The sequence below is a fragment of the Methylobacterium sp. 1030 genome, from assembly GCF_040544715.1.
GTDB lineage: Bacteria > Pseudomonadota > Alphaproteobacteria > Rhizobiales > Beijerinckiaceae > Methylobacterium.
The window spans coordinates 17,541-34,968 of sequence record NZ_JBEPKM010000007.1; the positions used below are offsets into that span (position 1 = coordinate 17,541).

The following is a 17,428-nucleotide window of genomic DNA, read 5'->3' on the forward strand; positions in this document are numbered from 1 at the left end:
TCTCCGCGCCTCGCTGCACAGCCTGTCGGACGGGCGCGGCCGGAGGAGGCGGGCGGCCGCGAATCCTGGGCCGGGAGGCGCTGACCTCGCCGGAGGTTGAGCCAGTCCCGGGGACAGTGCAACCTCTCATAGCCACAAGCTTGGCCGCGAGTCGATAGGCGGGTCGGGAGCGGTCCGGCGAGCGGCCATTCGGGGCGACCCGTGCCGGCGACCCGTGCCGGCGGTCCGCGCCGTCCACAGACGGTCGGCTTGATCGGGCGCGGATACAACCTGTAAGCACTGCCCGTGCGGGCAGCCTGTCAGAGGCGCGCGGGGACTCGTCGATCACGATGTCAGGCAACGTCCGGGGTGGCGCGGCGAAGCCCGGCGCCGACACGGCCTCACCGCTGGTGGTCATCGTCGAGGATGACGAGGGCGTCCGCGAAGGTCTGCAGGACCTCCTGCACTCCGTCGGGCTCGACACCCTCGCCTACGGCGCGACGCGCGACCTCCTCGCGGCGACGCTGCCGGACCGCCCGGGCTGCCTGATCCTCGATGTGCGGCTGCCCGGATCCAGCGGCCTCGACCTGCAGGCGAAGCTCGCCGCGATGGGCAACCGCATGCCGATCATCTTCATGACCGGCCACGGCGACATCCCCATGACCGTCCAGGCCATGAAGGCGGGCGCGCTCGATTTCCTGACCAAGCCGTTCCGCGATCAGGACATGCTCGACGCCATCGCGGTCGCGATCGAGCGGGACAGGACCCGGCGGGCGTCGAGCGCGGGAGTCGCCGAGCTCGAGGCGCTGGCCGCGACCCTGACGGCGCGGGAGGCCGAGGTGATGGCACAGGTCGTCAAGGGGCTGCTCAACAAGCAGATCGCCCACGCCCTCGGAATCAGCGAGATCACGGTCAAGATCCACCGTGGCAACGTCATGCGGAAGATGGCGGCCGGCTCCGTGGCCGACCTCGTGCGCAAGACCGAGCTGCTCAAGGCCCGGGCCTCCGTCTGAGCCGGCCCATCTCCGCGTCGCTTCCGCAGATCCGGCCCGGGCCGATCGGCGCGGAACGATGCCGGACATCGCCGCGTTGGCACCCGCACTGGACAGATTCGTCGCGGCGATCGGATCGGGGATCGGCGAAGAAGTCCTGCCTCAATTCGTGAAATCCATGTCTACCGGGTCGCGTCGTGGCGCCCCGGGTCCTGCGTTGCTGTGGCAGGACTCGGTTCATCGGGATGTGAGTCCGCCGCGCGCATCAAACCATCGTATAATTTCGTCGAAGCCGCCGCCGGCCCACAGAGGTGGGATCGATGCGCCTTCGAGAGGCTCCGGAGGGAGATTCGTGCCGGTCGGGAAGAAAGCGGTCGCGGTCGTGGACGACGACGAGGCGGTTCTGGACGCGACGTCCAGCTTCCTCGAGGCGTTGGGCTACGACGCGCGGGCCTTCAACTCGGGCGAGGCCTTCCTGGCCGCGATGGCCGGCAGCGACGTGTCGTGCCTGCTGACGGACGTGAACATGCCGGGGATCAGCGGCATCGAATTGCAGGACCGCGTCCGGGAGCAGCGCCCTGCCCTGCCGGTCATCATGATGACCGCGCTGACCGACGACGCACTCCGGCGCCGGGCCCTCGCCGGCGGCGCCCGCGATCTCCTGCGCAAGCCGCTCGTGGCCGACGAACTGATCCGCTGCCTGGAAGAGACGATCGGGGCCTGACGCCAGGGCCTGACTCCAGTGCCTGACTCCAGGGCCTTTCCATCCGTGACGGGATCGCCGGCCGGCTCCGGACCGGCATCGCGCGCGTGCGCCGCTGGCACGCCGATCCGAGGCCGGTCCGGTTAGGACATCAAACCTCCGTATGATTCCGGCGCGAACGGCCACGGTCCAAGGTCGCGCCATGGAAGCGGCGCGCCGTCGGCGGGCCGGACGAGGAGGCGGGGATGGGACTGACGATGGCGAGCCCGGGTGCGGCGCCCGACGAGGCCCTGCTGCGCGCGGAGACCGCCCGCAGCGCCATGGCCCGGCTGCTCGCCGTGGCCGGACACGACCTGAAGCAACCCCTGCAGGTGGCCCTCATGGCCATCGACCGCGCGGTCTCGGACGGCGTCGGTCCCCGGGCCGCGGCCCGGCTCGGCCTCGCCAGCGACGCGCTGGTGCGGCTCGGCCGCGAGCTCGACGATCTGGCCCGCTCCTCCCAGGCCGGCAGCGTGGCGCCCCGGCTCGGTCCCGTCGCGGTCGCCCCGCTCCTGGAGGCGGTGGCGGCCGAGTGGGGGCCCTACGCCGACGCCGTCGGGGTGCGTGTCCGGGTCTGCGCCACGGCGCTGACGGTCACGAGCGAGGTCGCCATGCTGACGACCATCCTGCGCAATCTCGTCGGGAACGCCGTGAAGTATGCGGGCCCGGGCGGCCGCGTCGTCGTCGGATGCCGCCGCCGGCAGGGGCGCGTCGCGATCGAGGTGCACGACGGCGGTCCCGGCATCGCGCCCGAACGGCTGGCGGGCATCTTCGACGCCTTCGACCGCGCCGGACGCCGGGACGGGGCCGGTCTCGGGCTCGGCCTTCACATCGTCCGGCAGACCGCCGCGGCGCTCGATCACCCGGTCGCCGTGCGATCCCGGCGCGACCGGGGCTCCGTCTTCGGCGTGACCGCGCCCCGCCACCGTCCGGCATCCGCGTAGACGCCCCGGGCCGGTCCCGACGCCGCTGCTGCCGCGGACCTCGTCCGCCGTCGCGGGACCGCAGGTCGCGAAACGCCCGGACCGTGCGCGCAGGCCGGCAAAATCCGCGGTGTCCACGGCCACGCAGGCGTGCCGCGGTCGCACGGCTTGCTCGCCAGGGTTGCTTGTGGAACCGTGTCGGCCTGAGACCCCGAAGAGGCGACGGATGCTCCGCACCGTGCTTTCGCAGACGGAGCGCGACCTGACATGACGGCTGGTGATCCGCCCAACAAGATGGCCGAAGTTGCCGGCCTTGCGGCCGCGATCGCCGATCACATCCTCGCGCAGCACGAGGCCGGGACCACGATCCCGCCGGACCAGTTCCGGATGCTGGTAAGCGCCGCCCGGATGCTCCTGGATAACGGCGTGGCTTGGCCGCCGTCGGTGACCTACCTCGTCATGGAAGTCGCCCGACGGGTCGAGGAGGCCGAGCCGCCGCCCGAGGGCGACGAGGTCGTGACGCACCTGGAGCAGGCGCTCGACGCGGCGAAACCCACCTGAGACACCTGAGACCGACCGTCACGCGGCGGGCGCGCCGACTTCCCGCGGGATCGGCGCCCTATATGGGCCCTATGCCCACACTCGGTCTCAAGCTCCCGCTCCGGATCTGCGTCCTCGAGAACGCCGCCTGCGTCGAGGATGCCGGCGGCCGGCGCACCGGCTACGTCTACTGGGACGAGAGCCGTTCGGGAGGTGGTGACAGGCCCTTCACCCGCGCCGAGGCCATCGAGCAGGTCCGGATCATCGCGGGCGCCTGGGCCGGCGCTCTGGTCCACAGCGGCACCCTCGACACCGGCCCGGCGCCCGAGCCGGGTGCCGCCGCCGCCGAGCCGTCTCCGGAAGGCTGACCGCGCCCGGCCGAGCGGTATCCGCTACAGGCCGGTGCCGCTCACGTACGAGACCGGCGCGCCTGGACCCGAACTCGTCGCGGAGGCCGCGACGGTGGCGGCGATCCAGTCACCGTCGCTGGTCCCGGACACCCGGCATTCCCGCGCCATGGCCCGCACTCGGCGGCGCCAGAGCCAGAGGCGGAGTGTGTGGATGAGGTCGTACATGGTCGGCCCCGCGCTGTCGCTCCCGTCCATGTGGGGCGCGCGGGCGGACCGCTCAAGCCTGCGGCGCCCGACCAGTCGAGTCCAGAAGCCCCGCCTCAAGCGGGGCGGTGCTTCATCACGAAGTGGAAGCCGAGCTCGGGATTCTTGCTGAAATCGGCGTCGTAGAACGCGTTCTCGTTGCCGGAGCCTCTGCAGAAATCCTTGAACTGAAACATGGTCATCGGGACAAATTCCAGCCCGTGCTGCCGGACAAGCTCGCGCCACCACGTCTCCGGCTTGACCGTCGGGTGGTAGCTCACGCCGTTGGCGACATCGTCGTATGTCGCGGCGGAGCCCACGAAGAGACCGCCGTCCGCCAAGTGGGATTTCACGTTCGCGAACAGCTGAGGAAGCAGCGATTCCTCGATGTGCTCGAGGACCTCCCACATCGTGATGACGTCAAATTTCGCTTTCGTCCCTGACCTCTGATCCATCAGGGAGAAGGGCTTGGTGATATCGCAGGTCTTCAGATAGTCCGGGATGATGGACCACTCGGCGCGCTGCGCGCGAAGGGAGTAATCGCTCCCCTCGATCCCGAAAGCCGCGTTGCCTCGGATGAGGAAATCGAAGACGAGGCCGCCCCCCGCGCAGCCGAGGTCCAGGGCCCTGACCTTTCGGCCGAAATGGCTCTCGATCGCGTGGCAGAACCGCTGATTGCGCGTATTGTCATCCTTTGTGCCGCGCGGAACCGTGTGATCGTTGCTCTCGTAGGCGATCGGATGATCCGTCACGAGGCAGAAATCGTTCTTCGGCGCGAGCTGAACCACGGCGAGGCGCCGGACATCTTGCATCTGCGCCAGCTGCTGCGCGTGAGCCGTCATGATCTTGCTGTCGAGGGCGGCATAGAGCTGGCGGCCGACGTCGAGGATCTGCTGCGTGATAAATTGCTTGTCCTGGTCGTCCATCACAAATTCCCGACGAGCGATCTCGAGCTGACGCGGTGTGGCCGGCGCCGAATTTATCCGAGATCCTGTATCAAATCTTTACGCGGCGACCCGAATTCGGATCGTGACGCGTCGGCGCGCTGCCCGACCGCGCAACGCCGTCCCGGATCTGCCGCCAGCCCGATCCGGTGAGCCGGCAGGACGCGTCACGCTCCTCCCCCGGACAGCCCCGCCCAGGCTTCGCGGACGAGCGCGAGGCGCCGCTCGGCCCGGGCCGCGTCCGCGTCCGCGACTTGGTTGAGCACGGCCTCCAGCGCCTCGGATCCGCCGAGCGCGGCGGCCGCCTCGCCCTGGCGGCGCATGGCGGAGCGGTGCGCCCGCATCGCCGGCCCGGCCTTCTGCCCGGCCTCGATCGCCTCCAGGGTGGCGATCAGGGCGGCCGCGAACGGGGCGACGTCGCGCCACGAGGCCGCCGCGGGCGCCGGCTCGGGCGGGTGGGCACGCTCCGGCGGCGGTGCGGAGAAGTTGGTGGTGAGTGGGCGCTTCATGACGAACCTCCACGGGCGCGGTATCAGGGGGCCATCGGCCGGAGCGGAGCTGTACGAGGAGCGCATGGCCGAAAGGCGGAAGGGCACCGGGTCCGGCGAGGATAGCCTGTCGCGCCACATCCTCCCCAATGCCGGCACGATGGTCGGCGTCTGCACCACGCTGATCGGCCTCGTGAAGATCGCCGAGGGCTGGATCGGGCCGAGCCACGTCGACGAGGCCGCCGCCCTGACGGCGATCCTGTTCCTGGTCAGCGCGATCGCGTCCTACCTGTCGATCCGCCTGGACGACGGCGGCGATCTCTCGGTCACCCTGGAGCGCTGCGCCGACATCTGCTTCGTCATCGGGCTGATCGGCCTGACGCTGATCTCGGTCCTGTTCGCCTACGAGACGATCTGACGGCGCCCGGCGCGGAGCCGGTCGGGCAGGGCCTCGCGGTCGGTCAGCGCCGCCGCCAGGACCGCGAACAGGCCGAGATGCAGGCCGAGCGCCGCCAGCCCGGGATCGCGCAGGGACCACAGGCCGGCCGCCCCGAGCGCCATGAGCGGCGGTCCGGCCACGTAGACGGCGCTCCGCCACCCGGCGGGCCGGCCGAGACGCCAGAAGCAGCCGGCCAGCGCCGCCAGGGCGAAGCCGCCCTTGAGCAGTGCCATGAAGCGGATCACCCGCACGAGGTCGGGATCGACGGGCGCCGCGGGGACCCGCGCGGCCGCGACGAAGACCAGCGGAAGCGCGAGGATCGTCAGCGCGGCGAGCAGCAGGCGCGCCCGTGGGGCGCCGCGCGTCGCGGCCCCGGCCGCCGCCGGGATCGTCATCGCCTGAACCCGCATCGGCTTCCTCCTGCGCGCGCCGCGATCGGGGGCGAGTCTAGGCTCTCCCGAGGCCCCGGTCACCTCGCGGGGGAGGGCGGCCGGGCTGCGCCGTCGCGGGCCGGGTCCGAGGGCGGCGCGTGCGGCTCAACAGCCGCGGAACAGCGCCACCCCGAAGGCGGTGAATTTCAGCGGCAGGTGGCAGTGGCGGTCGGGGTCGTCGATCCGGAAGCGGATCGCGGCCTCCTCCAGGAATCCCTCCCCCGCGGCCCCGACGAAGTCCCCGATGACGAACACGACCTCGTAGAGGCCGGCGGCGAGCCGCGTCCGCACGACCGGATGGTCGAGGGTCCCGTCCGCCCCGAGGCGGCCCTCGGCGATCACCCGCCGCTTTCCTCCAGCGCTCAGGACGCGCACGCGCATCCCCTCGGCCGGCCGGCCCGTGGCGGCGTCGACGGCGTGGAGCGACAGGCCGGTCACGGAGCCGAGTCCTCCCAGACCATCCGCCAGGGATGGGCCGCCTCGTAGGCGGCCGCCATCGCCACCAGGGTCTCGTCGCCGCCCCAGGGCGCCACGAGCTGGAACCCGATCGGAAGCCCGGCGCCCGAGGGTCGGCAGGGGATCGAGATCCCCGGGCAGCCGGCGGCGTTGACGAAGCCCGTGAAGGTCGCCGAGCCGCGGGGGCCCACCGGTACCCCGGCGATGCGCGGCGGATGGGTGTCCTCAGCTCGCCAGGGCAGCGCCGCCGCCGCGGGCGTCATGAGCAGGTCGTGGCCGGCGAACAGGGCGGCGAGGTCCCGGCGCAGCGCCAGGGCCATCCGCTGCACGTCGAACAGGTCGGCTGCCGACAGGGCCGCCCCGGCCTCCGTCAGGGCGCGGATGTCGGAGCCCAGATCGCCGAGCCGGCCGGGATGCGCGCGCATCAGCCACGCAATGCCCGCCTGGCCGAGGACCGGCCACGCCTCCGTGATGGCCGTCGCCGCGTCGAAGCGGCCGGTCTCGACCCGGTGGCCGAGGCCGGCGAGGCGCACGGCCGCCTCGGCGACGCTGTCGGCGATCTCCGGATCCACCGGGGCCGTCCCGAAGGCCGGGACGTGCAGGATCCGCAGCGGGCGCTCCGGCATGACGGCGCTCCCGAACGGGCCGAAGCCGTGCGGCGCGACAAAACCGGGGTCGGCAGCCCCGAGAACCCGCATCGTCGCCGCGAGGTCGTCAACGGTGCGCGCCATCGGCCCGACCACCTCGAGGTCGAGCATGATCGGCGGCAGCCCGCCGGTCCGCGGCACCCGACCGGCCGTCGGCTTCAGGCCAACGAGGCCGGTATGCGAGGCGGGGCGGCGGATCGAGCCGCCCGCGTCGGTCCCGAGCGCCAGGGGCCCGATCCCGGCCGCCACGGCCGCCACGGCGCCGCCGCTGGAGCCCCCCGGCGTCAGCGCCGGATCCCACGGGTTCCGGGTAACCCCGTGGACCGGGTTGCCGGTGTAGCCCTGGACGGTCAGCTCGGGGACGTTGGTCTTGCCCAGGATCACCGCCCCGGCCGCGCGCAGGCGCGCCACCGGCGTCTCGTCGCGCTCGATGGCCTGCCCGGCCCCCTCCCCCGCGTAGAGCCGGCTGCCCCAGCCGGTCGCGAACCCGGCGACATTCAGGCTGTCCTTGACGGTCAGCGGCACGCCGTCGAGGGGCCCGAGCGGCCGCCCCGCCCGCCAGCGCGCGGCGCTCGCCGCGGCGGCGCGCTCCGCGCCCTCGGGATCGACGGCGACGAGGGCGTTGAGCACCGGGTTCACGGCCTCGGCCCGCTCCAGGCAGGCGCGGGCGGCCGCGACCGGGCTCACCGTCCCGGCAGCGTAGCGGCGCCCCAGGGCGGCGGCCGAGAGGGTCCAGAGCGGGCCGTCCGCGTCGATCCGGGTCATGACTCCTCCTCGCGATGGGCGATCCAGCGGGCGAGCGGCCCGGCGAGGCCCGTGGCCGGCTTCGCGGGCGGCCGGGCGAAGCGGCCGGCCCGGGGCGGGCGCGTCCCGAGCCGCACCAGGGCCTGCGCCTGGCCCAGGGCGGCCGCCAGCGGGTCGACGAGCGGCACCGGCACCGCGTCCCGCAGGGCCGTGGCGAGGCCGGCGAGCGGCGCGCCGGCCAGGATCACGACGTCGGCCCCCTCCCCCACCGCCCGCTCGGCCAGGGCCAGGATCTCGGGCCGCAGCTCGTCCTGCACCTCGGTCACGGCCTGGAACGGCCGGCGCACCGCGTGGAGGCCGGCGCAGCGCGCCGACAGCCCGGCCAGCGCCACCGCGTCCTCGTACCAGGGCAGCAGGGCGGGCGCGAAGGTGACGACCGCGAACCGCGCCCCGAGCTGGCAGGCGGTCAGCATCGCGGCCTCGGCCATGCCGACCACCGGCAGGTCGAACAGTTCCCGCGCGGCGACCAGCCCGGGATCGCCGTAGGCGGCGATCACCGCGGCGTCGTGGCGGGAATGGTGGGCGGCGAGCGTCTCCAGCACGGCCGCGCCGGCGAGCTGCGCCTCGGCCCGGCTGGCGATGTAGGGCAAGCCGGACGTGGCGGTGAGCGCGGTGACGTGCGCGTCGGGCGCGAGCGCCGCCTCGGCGGCCCGCGCCATGCGCGCGGTCATCGCCGCCGAGGTGTTGGGATTGAGGAGCAGGATGCGCATGCGAGGGCTCCGGGCGCTTCAGCCCGCCATCCGGCGGGACAGGCCGGCGGCCCGCTCCATCACGGCGGCGAGCACCACGGTCACGAGGATCAGCAGGCTGGAGGCCGCCGCCACCGTGACGTCGAGGCGGCCCTCCAGGTCCTGCCACATGCGGATCGGCAGCATGTCGGTGGCGGCGTCGCGCAGGAACAGCGAGACCGGGACGTTGTCGAAGCTCGCCATGAAGGCGATGAAGCCCCCGGCCAGGATCCCGGGCCGGATCAGCGGCAGGGTCACCCGGCGGAACGTGTAGAGGCGCGAGGCGCCGAGCGAGGTCGAGCTCTCGAGGAGCACCGGATCCATCTGCGACAGGGCCGCCACGGTGGTGCGGACCACGTAGGGCACGCAGACCACGGTGTGGCCGAGGACGAGGGTCAGCGGCGAGACCGGGATGCCGGCGAGGCTGAACAGCATCAGCGCCGCGAGCCCGAAGGCCAGGGCCGGCAGGACCAGCGGCGACAGGAACAGGCTGTCGAGGAGCCGCGCGGAGAGCCGCCGCGACCGGGCGATGGCGAGCGCCGCGGCGGTGCCCAGAACCACCGACAGCAGGGTCGTCCAGCCCGCCACCACGAGGCTGTTCCAGGCGGCGGCCCGGAGCTGCTCGGCCTCCGCGAGCGCCGCGTACCAGCGCAGCGAGTAGCCCGGCGGCGGGAAGCGCAGGGAGAAGCCACTGGTGAACGACACCACCACGACGATCACGGTGGGCGCCGCCAGCAGGACGAGGCAGAGCCCGGCCAGCAGAAGCACCGCGCCGTGGAAGCTGAACCAGTCGAGATCGCGCCGCAGGCTCGTCCGCATGGTGACTCCCGGTGGCTTCAAGCGCGCGCGCGGCCGCCCGACAGGCGGCCCGCGAGGTTGAGGAGCGTGACGCAGGCGAGCACCGCCACGAGGAAGACGATCGCGATCGCCGCCGCGAACGGCCAGTTGTTGAGCGAGGAGGCCTGCTGGTACAGGTACATGGGCATGAACAGCATCTGCCCGCCGCCGATCAGCGACTGGGTGATGAAGGCGGTGATCGCCGCCGCGAAGGTCAGCAGGCAGCCCGCCACGATGCCGGGCAGGCAGAGCGGCAGCGTCACCCGGAGGAAGGTGCGCCACGCCCCCGCCCCGAGCGCCGCCGAGGCGTCGGCGAGGTTCGGGTCGATCCGCGACAGGGCGGTGACCAGGGGCAGGACCATCAGCGGCAGTTGCACCTGCGCCAGCGCCAGGACGAGACCGCCCTCGGTGTAGAGCAGCTTCAGGGGCGCGTCGGTGAGGCCGAGGCCGAGGAGCGCGGCGTTGACGATGCCCTGGCGCCCGAGGATCACGATCCACGCGAAGGTCCGGACCACCACGCTCGTGAGCAGCGGCAGCAGCACGATCAGGGTCAGCAGGCCGCGCAGCCGGCCGGGCGCCGAGGTCAGGAGCAGCGCCAGCGGCAGGCCGAGCAGGAGGGTCAGCGCCGTGACCTCGACGCCGAGCCACAGGGTCGCGCCGAGCACCCGCAGGGAGAACGGGTCGAGCAGGAACCGGGCGTACTGGTCGAGGCCGAACCGGGTCATGGCCGGATCGGCGTAAAAGCTCACGAGCAGCAGCAGCGCCAGCGGCGCCAGGAAGAAGACGAGGAAGAACGCCCCGAGCGGCAGCGCGAGGCGGATGTCGTAGGCCGCCGTCCAGGCGCGGCCCGGGCGGAGGGGCGCCGCGACCGGGCCCGCCGTGGCCGGGCCGGCGCTCACACCCGGATCTCGCGGTTGAAGCGCTCGATCCAGGCCGGCCGGCCGCGGTTGATCGCGGCCCAGTCCTGGAACACCGACTTGCGCTTCAGCTCGTCCGCGTCCTTCGCCAGGACCTTCGCGACCTCGCCCTCGATGGCGACCTTCCGGTTGGTCGGCACGATCAGGTAGGGGCTCTGCATCAGCTTGGCCTGCACCTCCGGCGACAGCGCGGCCTCGATCAGCTTGAAGGCCAGCTCCTTCGACGGCGTGTTCTTGACGATGTGGATCGTCGTCTTGAAGGCGATGATGCCTTCCTTCGGCGCCGCGAACTCCACCGGCACGCCCCGGGCCTTCAGGATCTGGATCGCGTTGAAATTGCCCGGCCCGATGTCGACCTGCTCCTGCTGGTAGAGGGCCGCCAGGGCGCCCGGGTTGGCCGCGACGGCGGCGAGGTTCGGCTTGAGCGCCTCCAGCGCCTTGAAGCCCGGCTCGACGTCGGTCTCCGAGCCGCCGTGCATCCGGGCGATCTCCACGAGGAAGCCGGTGCCCAGCGTCGAGTTGAGGTTGGTGATGCCGACCCGGCCCTTGAATTCGGGCTTCCACAGGTCCGCCCAGGAGGTCGGCGGGGTCTTCACCTTCTCGGGATTGTAGGTCAGCCCGACGATCTGGAAGAACGGCGCCGGACCCATCGGCTCCTGCGCGTCGGCGATCAGGTTGCCGTAATGGGCGGACTGGGCCACCGGGTAGGGCTCGACGAGGTCCTGGGCGATGGCCGTGAGGGCTGGCCCCGGATCGTGCAGCATCACGTCGATCGGCGGGTTGGCGCGGGCCGCTTGGACCTTGGCGATCTGGTCGACCGAGAGCATCGGATCGAGGATCACGTCGCCGCCCGAGCTCTTGCGGAAGGCCGGCACCAGCACGGCCCGGTGCGCCTCCTCCCAGCTGCCCGTGAAGGTCGCGAAGACGAGCTTGCGCGCCTGCGCGCGGGACAGGCCCGGGAAGGCCTGCGCGGCCCCGAGGGTCAGGGCGCCGGCGAGGAGGCTGCGGCGGTGCAGGGGCATGGTCGGTTCTCCTGGCTCGGTGTCGGGCGGCTCGGCCTCAGTGTCGCGGATCGGGAAAGACGCCGACCCGCTCGGGTGCTGTCGGGCGCAGGCGCACGCGGGTGCCGGGCGGCCGGGGCCGGGCGCCCGCCGCGCGCGGCTCGGCGGTCTTGAGACGGGCGCCGCCGTCGAGGCGGATCTCGTGGACCAGGGTGGCGCCCAGCGGCAGGCCGACCTCGACCGCGCCGTCGAGGCCGTCCGCGGCCCCTGCCCTCGGTCCCTCCTCCGCGAAGGCGACGTGCTCGGGCCGCAGGCAGGCGGCGACCCGGGTCCCGTCCGGCAGGGACGTGGCGGCGGGGAGCAGGCCGCCCGCCTCCAGGGCCACCACGCGGGCGCCGCTTGGCTCCGTCGCGAGCCGCCCGTGCAGGACGTTGGCCGTGCCCACGAAGGTGTTGACGAACAGCGTCTCGGGGCGGTCGTAGACGTCGGTCGGGGGGGCGAACTGCTCCAGGCGGCCGGCATTGAGCACGGCGACCCGGTCGGCCATCGACAGCGCCTCCTCCTGGTCGTGCGTGACGATCAGCGTGGTGGTGCCGGCGCTGCGCTGGATGCGCTTGATCTCGATCTGCATGTCGAGGCGCAGGTTCTTGTCGAGGGCCGCGAAGGGCTCGTCGAGGAGCAGGATCGAGGGGCGCACGGCCAGCGCCCGGGCCAGCGCCACCCGCTGCTGCTGGCCGCCCGACATCTCCCGCGGGAAGCGCCCGGCGAGGTGCTCCAGGCGCACCAGCGCCAGCATCTCGGTGACCCGCGCCCTCTGCTCGGCCCGCCCGACACCCCGGGCCGCGAGGCCGTAGGCGACGTTGTCGGCGACGCTCATGTGCGGAAACAGGGCGTAATTCTGGAACACGATGCCGACGGTGCGCCGGTTCGGCGGCAGGTGGTCGACGGCCTGACCGCCGATGATGACGCGCCCCTCCGTGGGCTTCAGGAAGCCCGCCACCGCGCGCAGCAGGGTGGTCTTGCCGCAGCCCGAGGGCCCGAGCAGCGCGACGAGCTCCCCGCCCCTGATGTCGAGGGTCACGGTGTCGACCGCGAGCGCCGACCCGTAGCGCTGGGTGATCCCGTCGAGGATCAGGGTGGTCCCGGCGCTCACGGGCGGCCCTCCCCGCCCGCCGCGAAGGCGCGGCCGTGCGCGGCGAGATGCGCCGTCGGGCAGCCCGCCAGCTCCAGGCCCTTCCACAGGGTGACGGCCACCGAATCGATCACCGGCACGCCGAGTTCGGCCTCCAGGGCCGGGGCGAGCGCGGCGCCCGCGAGGTTCGTGCACACGATCGCCACTGCGTCGACGCCCTCGGCCGCCACCGCCCGGACCATGCCGGCGATGGCCTCCGGGCCGGTCTCGGCGAAGGCGAAGTTCTCCGACAGGCCGAGGTGGCGCTCGGCGGCGCAGTCGAAGCCGGTCGCGCCCCAGTTGGCCTGGATCCGGCGCTGCACGTCGCCGGTATAGGGCGTGACGAGGCCGATCCGCCGGAAATCCCGACAGCGGAACAGGTCGCGGAAGGCGAGCGCGGCGGTGGAGGCCGGGCACCCGGTCCGGTCGGTGATCGCGGCGCTCAGGCGCTCGTCCGCGTCGAAGCCGAGCCACGCGCCGGAGGTCCCGTTCCACAGGATCGCGGCGACGCGGGCATCGGCGAGCAGTTCGGCCGCCGCCAGGATCGGCTCGGGGTCGAACTGGTCCAGGGCCGCCGCCGACAGGCCGATCTCCGTCACGCGGAAGCGGGCGAAGTGGGCGCTCACGCCCGCGACGCCGGCCAGCAGATGCGCCGTGGCCGGTTCGAGGACGCTGTTCGACGAGGGCGTCAGCATGCCCAGACGCGTCGTGCCGTTCGCTCGATCCATCGCATCCATCCCCGATCCGTGAAGCATCCGACAGGCCGGGACGGGCGACAAGGCATTTTCTGCATGCTGCATGCAATTTGCGCAAATGCATGATATGACGCCGCAAGCGGCCGAAAAATGGGTCATCGATCGGGCGGCCGGACGCGCTAGGCTGGCGCGAGAGAAGGGGAGGATCGATGGACGTCGTCGCACGCCGCCGGGGCCGGCCCCGCAAGGCGCCGGTCGTCCCGGCCGCGCAGGTGCCGCGGACCGGCCTGCACGAGCATGCGGCGGGCCGGCTCAGGGACATGATCGTGCGCGGCGTGTTGCCGGCCGGCGCGTCCCTCGTGGAGACGGACCTCTCTGTGGCCCTCGGGGTCAGCCGGACACCGTTGCGGGAAGCGCTCAAGCTCCTGGCTGCGGAGGGGCTGGTCGAGCTGCACCAGAACCGCAGCGCCCGCGTCCCGGACTGGACGCCGGAGGAAATCCTCGAACTGTTCGAGGCCCTGGCCGGGATCGAGCGGCTGACCGCGGAACTCGCGGCGCCGCGGATCTCCGAAGCCCTGATGGACGCGCTGCGCGGCAAGCAGGCGCAGCTCGATCGGATGCACCGGGACCAAGTGCTCGACGCCTATTTCGCCCTGAACCAGGAGATCCACCGGACGATCGTCGAGGCCGCCCGGAACCGCCCGCTGGCGGAGGCCCACGCGGCGCTCCAGGCCCGGGCCCAGTGGGCGCGCCTGCGCGCGCTCTCCAGCGGCAGTCGCTGGGAGGAATCGGCCCGCGAGCACCGGGATCTGTTCGCGGCCCTCGCCGCGCGGGACGCCGCCGCGGCCGGGGTCGTCGCCCATCGCCACGTGCTGCGGACCGGCGTGGTGATCGCCGAGACGCTCCAGGCCCGGCGCGCGGACCCCGCGGCGCGGTAACGAAGCGTTAACGCTGTCGTCGCATCGGTGGGTCACCAGCCGGACGCTGGCCTTCCACGCCCATCCGATCCGCCCCTCAACACGGGTGGGCGTGGAAGCCTCGGCCGCCGCCCGTCAGGCGTCGCCGAACGCGACCCCGAGCTCGGTCTCCTGGCGCCACGTGACGCGCGCCGGCCGGCGCCGGCCGCCGACCCCGTAGGCCAGCACGAAGGCGTCGGGCACGCCGATCACGCTGACGACCTTCAGGCGGGCGCCCCCGTCCGACATGTTGCGGATCGTGCAGTCGATCACGCCGCCGCCGGTGAGTTCGATATGGCCCTCGAGCAGGGTCCGTCTGCGGGGCGCGGCGCGTCTGTCGTCCATCCTCGTTACCCTATGGTTGCGGGCCGGATCCCTCCGGATCCGCGCGCGCTCCGCCGGCCCGGGGCACGGATGATCGATCCCGCCTGCCCCGTCCCGACGCGACGCCGTCGGGCCCGATCCGGGCCGTCCGCCATCGCGCCCAGGAGACCACGGCGTTCGTGTCGATTCCGTCAAGGCGCTCCGCGAAAGCGCGGCGGCGCGCCGGTCAGGACGTCCGCACGAGCTGCAGGGCGCCCCGTGGGGGCGGCGGCGCGACGCTGCGGGTCTGGTTGCGACCGCCGTTCTTGGCCTCGTACAGGGCACCGTCCGCCAGGCGGTAGGGGTCCGGCAGCGGCGTGCTCCGGTCGGCGCCCGGCCGGACGGCCGCGAGCCCGATGCTCACCGTCACGGCGCCGGCCCCGATCCCGGCCGACGGGACGGTCAGCTTGGCCACCTCGGCGTGGACCGTGTCGGCGACGCGCAGGGCGCCGGCCTCGTCCGTCTCGGGCAGGAGCAGCGTGAACTCCTCGCCGCCGATGCGGCTGACGAGATCCTGGGGGCGGTGCACGCTCGCCGCGAGGCAGCGGGCCAAGCCCTGCAGGATCTGGTCGCCCACCGGGTGCCCGTAGCGATCGTTGAAGCGCTTGAAATGGTCCGCGTCGACGATGAGCAGCGACAGGGGGTGGCCGTCGCGCCGGGCCGCGTCCAGGTTCCGCCGGAGGGCGTCCTCGAAGCAGCGGCGGTTCGGCAGGCCGGTCAGGGCGTCGGTGCGCGACAGCGCCGCCATCTCGGCCCGCAGCGCCTCGCGGCGGCGCAGCTCCCGCCCGAACAGGAGCGACAGCGCGATCGTGAGGCCGCACAGCGCCAGCACGATGCCGCCGATGATCGTCGCCTTCGCGGCCCACTCCGCCTCCACGTCCTTGGTGGACAGGGCGACGTTCAGGATCAGCGGCAGGGTTCCGATCCGCGTGAACGTGTAGTTCCGCTCGACGCCGTCGCGCACGGAGGTGCTGACGAAGTTGCCGCGTCCCTCGCGCAGGAACCGTTTGAAGATCGCGGTCTGCCCGATATTCGCCCCGAGATCGGCCTCCACGTAGGGGTAGCGCATCAGGCGGGTGCCGTCGGTCAGGTACAGGTTGATGGCCCCGCCCGGTCCGAGATCGATCTCGCTGAACAGGTGCGTGAAGTAGGACAGCTTCACGGTGCCCAGGACCACGCCGCCGAAGCTGCCGTCGGACCGGTCGATGCGGCGGCTGAACGGGAGCATCCGCTCTCCGTTGAGCCGCGACACGATCGGGCGCCCGACATGGAGGCCGAGCCCGGTGCTCGCCCGGTGGACCTGGAAGTACTCGCGGTCCGCGTAGTTGCCCGGGCGCGGCGGCACGGCCGCGATGTCGCCGACGGCGTCGCCCCGCTCGTCCAGGATCAGCATCACGCCCATGTCGCGGGCGGTCGCGGCGCGGTCGAACAGGATGAGCTGGCGCAGGTGCGGGTCGGCCTGGGCCAGGCCCGGCACCTTCAGGTTGTCGACCGCCGCGTGAATCGAGAGATCGTACATCTCGATGTTGCGCGCGATGTCGCGCTCGAGGACCTGCAGGAGGTTCCAGGAGGTCTGCTCCGCGCTGGTCCAGGCGTCGCGGCGCAGGTCGGCCAGCATGAGACCGGACGTCACGACCATGCCCAGCGGGGCCAGGATCCCGAGGACGATCCAGGTGCGGGCCGAGCCGAGCCACGGGGCGACGCGTCGCCAGACGTTCATCGGCCCCCCGCGGACGGCGCTTCGTTGCCGCGCTCTGGCACGCCGAGCCTTAACCGCCGCTTTCACGGCGGCGGGCCGGTCTCACATCCCTGCGGCTCTGTCCACGATCCAAGAGACCGCGTCGATCGCGCCGCGCGGCCTTCCGGGTCCGCGCCGGCCGGCGGGACGTGCTGCGTGACGCGGGCAGTTGCCGGCCGCCGCCTCCGCGATCGTGATGGCCGCGCCGTGGTGATCGGCGGCCTCGTCTCCGCAACCCCGCTCACCCTGGTGGTGCTGCCGACGGTCGATCCCGCCGTTGCCGGCCTGCACCCGCCTGTCGACCGGTCCCGGCCGACCTCCGGGATACGGGCCCGAAGCGCGGCGGCGCGCGGCGAGCGATCCGAGAACGCGACAAAGTATCCGCAATCGGTATGTGGATACGCAATTCTGTGCTGATGCCCGGACGATGCGTGGGCGACTATGCTGGACTGACACGGAGCGGGAGTCCGGCATGTTGGACGGCGACGCCTTTGCCCACGAGATCGCGGCGCTCCTGATCGCCGACATCAAGACCTCCGGCGCGCGCACGCGCGGCGAGATCGAGGAGGCCTGCCGGATCTCCCTCGAGAGCCTGCTCGGCGGCACCGCGGTGCCGCCGCAGATCGCCGTGCTGATGCCGATCGGCCTGGAGCGGTGGCCGCGGGTGGTCGTGAAGGGGCGGCCCCTGCCGGACGTGTAGGCCGGCGCCGCCCGCTTTCATCAGCGGCCGATGACGCCGGTGCCCCCGGTCGGGCCGATGGCGTTCGGCCCGGTATTCGGAGCGGGCGTCGCGGCCTGGTTCCGCTGCATGTCCATTCGCAGCGTATTGCTCTGGGTCGTCTGCTCCTGTCGCAGAGCGCGCATCTGGCCGCTGGTCTCCATGGATTGGTTGGCGGCGTTGGGATTGTTCTGCTGCACCTGGGCCAGGGCGGGTGTCGCGGCGGCCGCGGCCAGACCGAGGCTCGCGGCGGTGAGCGTGGCGATCAGAAGGCGCATGGAAAGACTCTCGCGCTGAGGGATCCTACGGCATTGACCCGCTCAGGG

General features: G+C 72.8%; 23 protein-coding genes. 8 read left to right on the top strand and 15 right to left on the bottom strand.

Features of this window, described 5'->3' with window-relative positions; translation table 11 throughout:
- Positions 1 to 329: 329 nt before the first annotated feature.
- From ABIC30_RS11365 to ABIC30_RS11385, 5 genes are all read left to right on the top strand, one after another.
- Positions 330 to 992: a response regulator transcription factor gene (locus ABIC30_RS11365; RefSeq protein WP_354454984.1), complete on the top strand. Its 663-nt coding sequence runs from the start codon at positions 330 to 332 to the stop codon at positions 990 to 992.
- 361 nt (positions 993 to 1,353) lie between these two features.
- Positions 1,354 to 1,695 carry a response regulator transcription factor gene (locus ABIC30_RS11370; RefSeq protein ID WP_244540898.1) on the top strand — a complete coding sequence of 114 codons (342 nt, stop codon included), beginning with the start codon at positions 1,354 to 1,356 and terminating at the stop codon, positions 1,693 to 1,695.
- Positions 1,696 to 1,919: 224 nt separating this feature from the next.
- Entirely contained in the window at positions 1,920 to 2,657 is a 738-nt protein-coding gene (locus ABIC30_RS11375; RefSeq protein ID WP_056526636.1) for a sensor histidine kinase, read from the top strand.
- 246 nt (positions 2,658 to 2,903) lie between these two features.
- A complete protein-coding gene (locus ABIC30_RS11380; RefSeq protein WP_091981369.1) occupies positions 2,904 to 3,197 on the top strand; it encodes a hypothetical protein in 294 nt (97 codons plus the stop codon).
- A 71-nt stretch (positions 3,198 to 3,268) separates the two neighbouring features.
- Positions 3,269 to 3,544 (top strand): hypothetical protein, encoded by a 276-nt coding sequence (locus ABIC30_RS11385; protein WP_091928394.1) that lies wholly within the window; start codon positions 3,269 to 3,271, stop codon positions 3,542 to 3,544.
- A 24-nt stretch (positions 3,545 to 3,568) separates the two neighbouring features.
- Here the strand turns inward: ABIC30_RS11385 and ABIC30_RS11390 are convergent, their stop codons facing one another.
- The 3 genes from ABIC30_RS11390 to ABIC30_RS11400 all read right to left on the bottom strand — a co-directional run bounded on the left by ABIC30_RS11390 (position 3,569) and on the right by ABIC30_RS11400 (position 5,222).
- Complete coding sequence (locus tag ABIC30_RS11390; RefSeq protein ID WP_091981372.1) at positions 3,569 to 3,781, bottom strand: hypothetical protein; 213 nt, start codon at positions 3,779 to 3,781, stop codon at positions 3,569 to 3,571.
- A 65-nt stretch (positions 3,782 to 3,846) separates the two neighbouring features.
- Positions 3,847 to 4,695: a methyltransferase domain-containing protein gene (locus tag ABIC30_RS11395; protein WP_354454987.1), complete on the bottom strand. Its 849-nt coding sequence runs from the start codon at positions 4,693 to 4,695 to the stop codon at positions 3,847 to 3,849.
- A gap of 185 nt (positions 4,696 to 4,880) precedes the next feature.
- Entirely contained in the window at positions 4,881 to 5,222 is a 342-nt protein-coding gene (locus ABIC30_RS11400) for a hypothetical protein (RefSeq protein WP_354454989.1), read from the bottom strand.
- A 64-nt stretch (positions 5,223 to 5,286) separates the two neighbouring features.
- Here ABIC30_RS11400 and ABIC30_RS11405 point away from each other — a divergent pair, with 64 nt between their 5' ends.
- The gene (locus tag ABIC30_RS11405) at positions 5,287 to 5,619 is read left to right on the top strand and encodes a hypothetical protein (RefSeq protein ID WP_056526737.1); all 333 of its coding nucleotides are present in this window, start codon (positions 5,287 to 5,289) and stop codon (positions 5,617 to 5,619) included.
- On the opposite strand, the gene ABIC30_RS11410 is transcribed toward ABIC30_RS11405, so the two are convergent.
- The 9 genes from ABIC30_RS11410 to ABIC30_RS11450 all read right to left on the bottom strand — a co-directional run bounded on the left by ABIC30_RS11410 (position 5,604) and on the right by ABIC30_RS11450 (position 13,360).
- On the bottom strand, positions 5,604 to 6,050 hold the full coding sequence (locus tag ABIC30_RS11410) for a hypothetical protein (protein WP_354454992.1): 447 nt from the start codon (positions 6,048 to 6,050) through the stop codon (positions 5,604 to 5,606). The genes ABIC30_RS11405 and ABIC30_RS11410 overlap by 16 nt on opposite strands.
- A gap of 126 nt (positions 6,051 to 6,176) precedes the next feature.
- Positions 6,177 to 6,509 (bottom strand): hydroxyisourate hydrolase, encoded by a 333-nt coding sequence (locus ABIC30_RS11415; RefSeq protein ID WP_354454994.1) that lies wholly within the window; start codon positions 6,507 to 6,509, stop codon positions 6,177 to 6,179.
- The gene (locus tag ABIC30_RS11420; protein WP_354454996.1) at positions 6,506 to 7,939 is read right to left on the bottom strand and encodes an amidase; all 1,434 of its coding nucleotides are present in this window, start codon (positions 7,937 to 7,939) and stop codon (positions 6,506 to 6,508) included. The genes ABIC30_RS11415 and ABIC30_RS11420 overlap by 4 nt, the downstream gene beginning before the upstream one ends.
- Positions 7,936 to 8,688 carry an aspartate/glutamate racemase family protein gene (locus tag ABIC30_RS11425; RefSeq protein WP_354454998.1) on the bottom strand — a complete coding sequence of 251 codons (753 nt, stop codon included), beginning with the start codon at positions 8,686 to 8,688 and terminating at the stop codon, positions 7,936 to 7,938. Before ABIC30_RS11425 ends, ABIC30_RS11420 begins: the two co-directional genes overlap by 4 nt.
- Before the next feature lie 18 nt (positions 8,689 to 8,706).
- The gene (locus tag ABIC30_RS11430; protein ID WP_100253025.1) at positions 8,707 to 9,525 is read right to left on the bottom strand and encodes an ABC transporter permease; all 819 of its coding nucleotides are present in this window, start codon (positions 9,523 to 9,525) and stop codon (positions 8,707 to 8,709) included.
- A 17-nt stretch (positions 9,526 to 9,542) separates the two neighbouring features.
- Positions 9,543 to 10,442 carry an ABC transporter permease gene (locus ABIC30_RS11435; protein WP_354455000.1) on the bottom strand — a complete coding sequence of 300 codons (900 nt, stop codon included), beginning with the start codon at positions 10,440 to 10,442 and terminating at the stop codon, positions 9,543 to 9,545.
- Entirely contained in the window at positions 10,439 to 11,482 is a 1,044-nt protein-coding gene (locus ABIC30_RS11440; RefSeq protein WP_354455002.1) for an ABC transporter substrate-binding protein, read from the bottom strand. Before ABIC30_RS11440 ends, ABIC30_RS11435 begins: the two co-directional genes overlap by 4 nt.
- A 37-nt stretch (positions 11,483 to 11,519) precedes the next feature.
- Positions 11,520 to 12,614 (bottom strand): ABC transporter ATP-binding protein, encoded by a 1,095-nt coding sequence (locus ABIC30_RS11445; RefSeq protein WP_354455004.1) that lies wholly within the window; start codon positions 12,612 to 12,614, stop codon positions 11,520 to 11,522.
- The gene (locus ABIC30_RS11450) at positions 12,611 to 13,360 is read right to left on the bottom strand and encodes a maleate cis-trans isomerase family protein (protein WP_502915838.1); all 750 of its coding nucleotides are present in this window, start codon (positions 13,358 to 13,360) and stop codon (positions 12,611 to 12,613) included. Before ABIC30_RS11450 ends, ABIC30_RS11445 begins: the two co-directional genes overlap by 4 nt.
- A gap of 176 nt (positions 13,361 to 13,536) precedes the next feature.
- Between ABIC30_RS11450 and ABIC30_RS11455 the strand changes: the two genes are divergently transcribed.
- Positions 13,537 to 14,265 (top strand): GntR family transcriptional regulator, encoded by a 729-nt coding sequence (locus ABIC30_RS11455; protein ID WP_354455008.1) that lies wholly within the window; start codon positions 13,537 to 13,539, stop codon positions 14,263 to 14,265.
- A 114-nt stretch (positions 14,266 to 14,379) separates the two neighbouring features.
- On the opposite strand, the gene ABIC30_RS11460 is transcribed toward ABIC30_RS11455, so the two are convergent.
- Both ABIC30_RS11460 and ABIC30_RS11465 read right to left on the bottom strand, forming a co-directional pair.
- Positions 14,380 to 14,628 (bottom strand): PilZ domain-containing protein, encoded by a 249-nt coding sequence (locus ABIC30_RS11460; protein ID WP_354455010.1) that lies wholly within the window; start codon positions 14,626 to 14,628, stop codon positions 14,380 to 14,382.
- Between the two features lie 205 nt (positions 14,629 to 14,833).
- Positions 14,834 to 16,366, bottom strand: coding sequence for a GGDEF domain-containing protein (locus ABIC30_RS11465; protein ID WP_354455012.1), 1,533 nt, complete (start codon positions 16,364 to 16,366; stop codon positions 14,834 to 14,836).
- Positions 16,367 to 16,856: 490 nt separating this feature from the next.
- Between ABIC30_RS11465 and ABIC30_RS11470 the strand changes: the two genes are divergently transcribed.
- Positions 16,857 to 17,084, top strand: coding sequence for a hypothetical protein (locus tag ABIC30_RS11470; protein WP_042675635.1), 228 nt, complete (start codon positions 16,857 to 16,859; stop codon positions 17,082 to 17,084).
- A gap of 20 nt (positions 17,085 to 17,104) precedes the next feature.
- Here ABIC30_RS11470 and ABIC30_RS11475 read toward each other — a convergent pair whose 3' ends face one another.
- A complete protein-coding gene (locus tag ABIC30_RS11475; RefSeq protein ID WP_354455014.1) occupies positions 17,105 to 17,380 on the bottom strand; it encodes a hypothetical protein in 276 nt (91 codons plus the stop codon).
- Positions 17,381 to 17,428 lie beyond the last annotated feature (48 nt).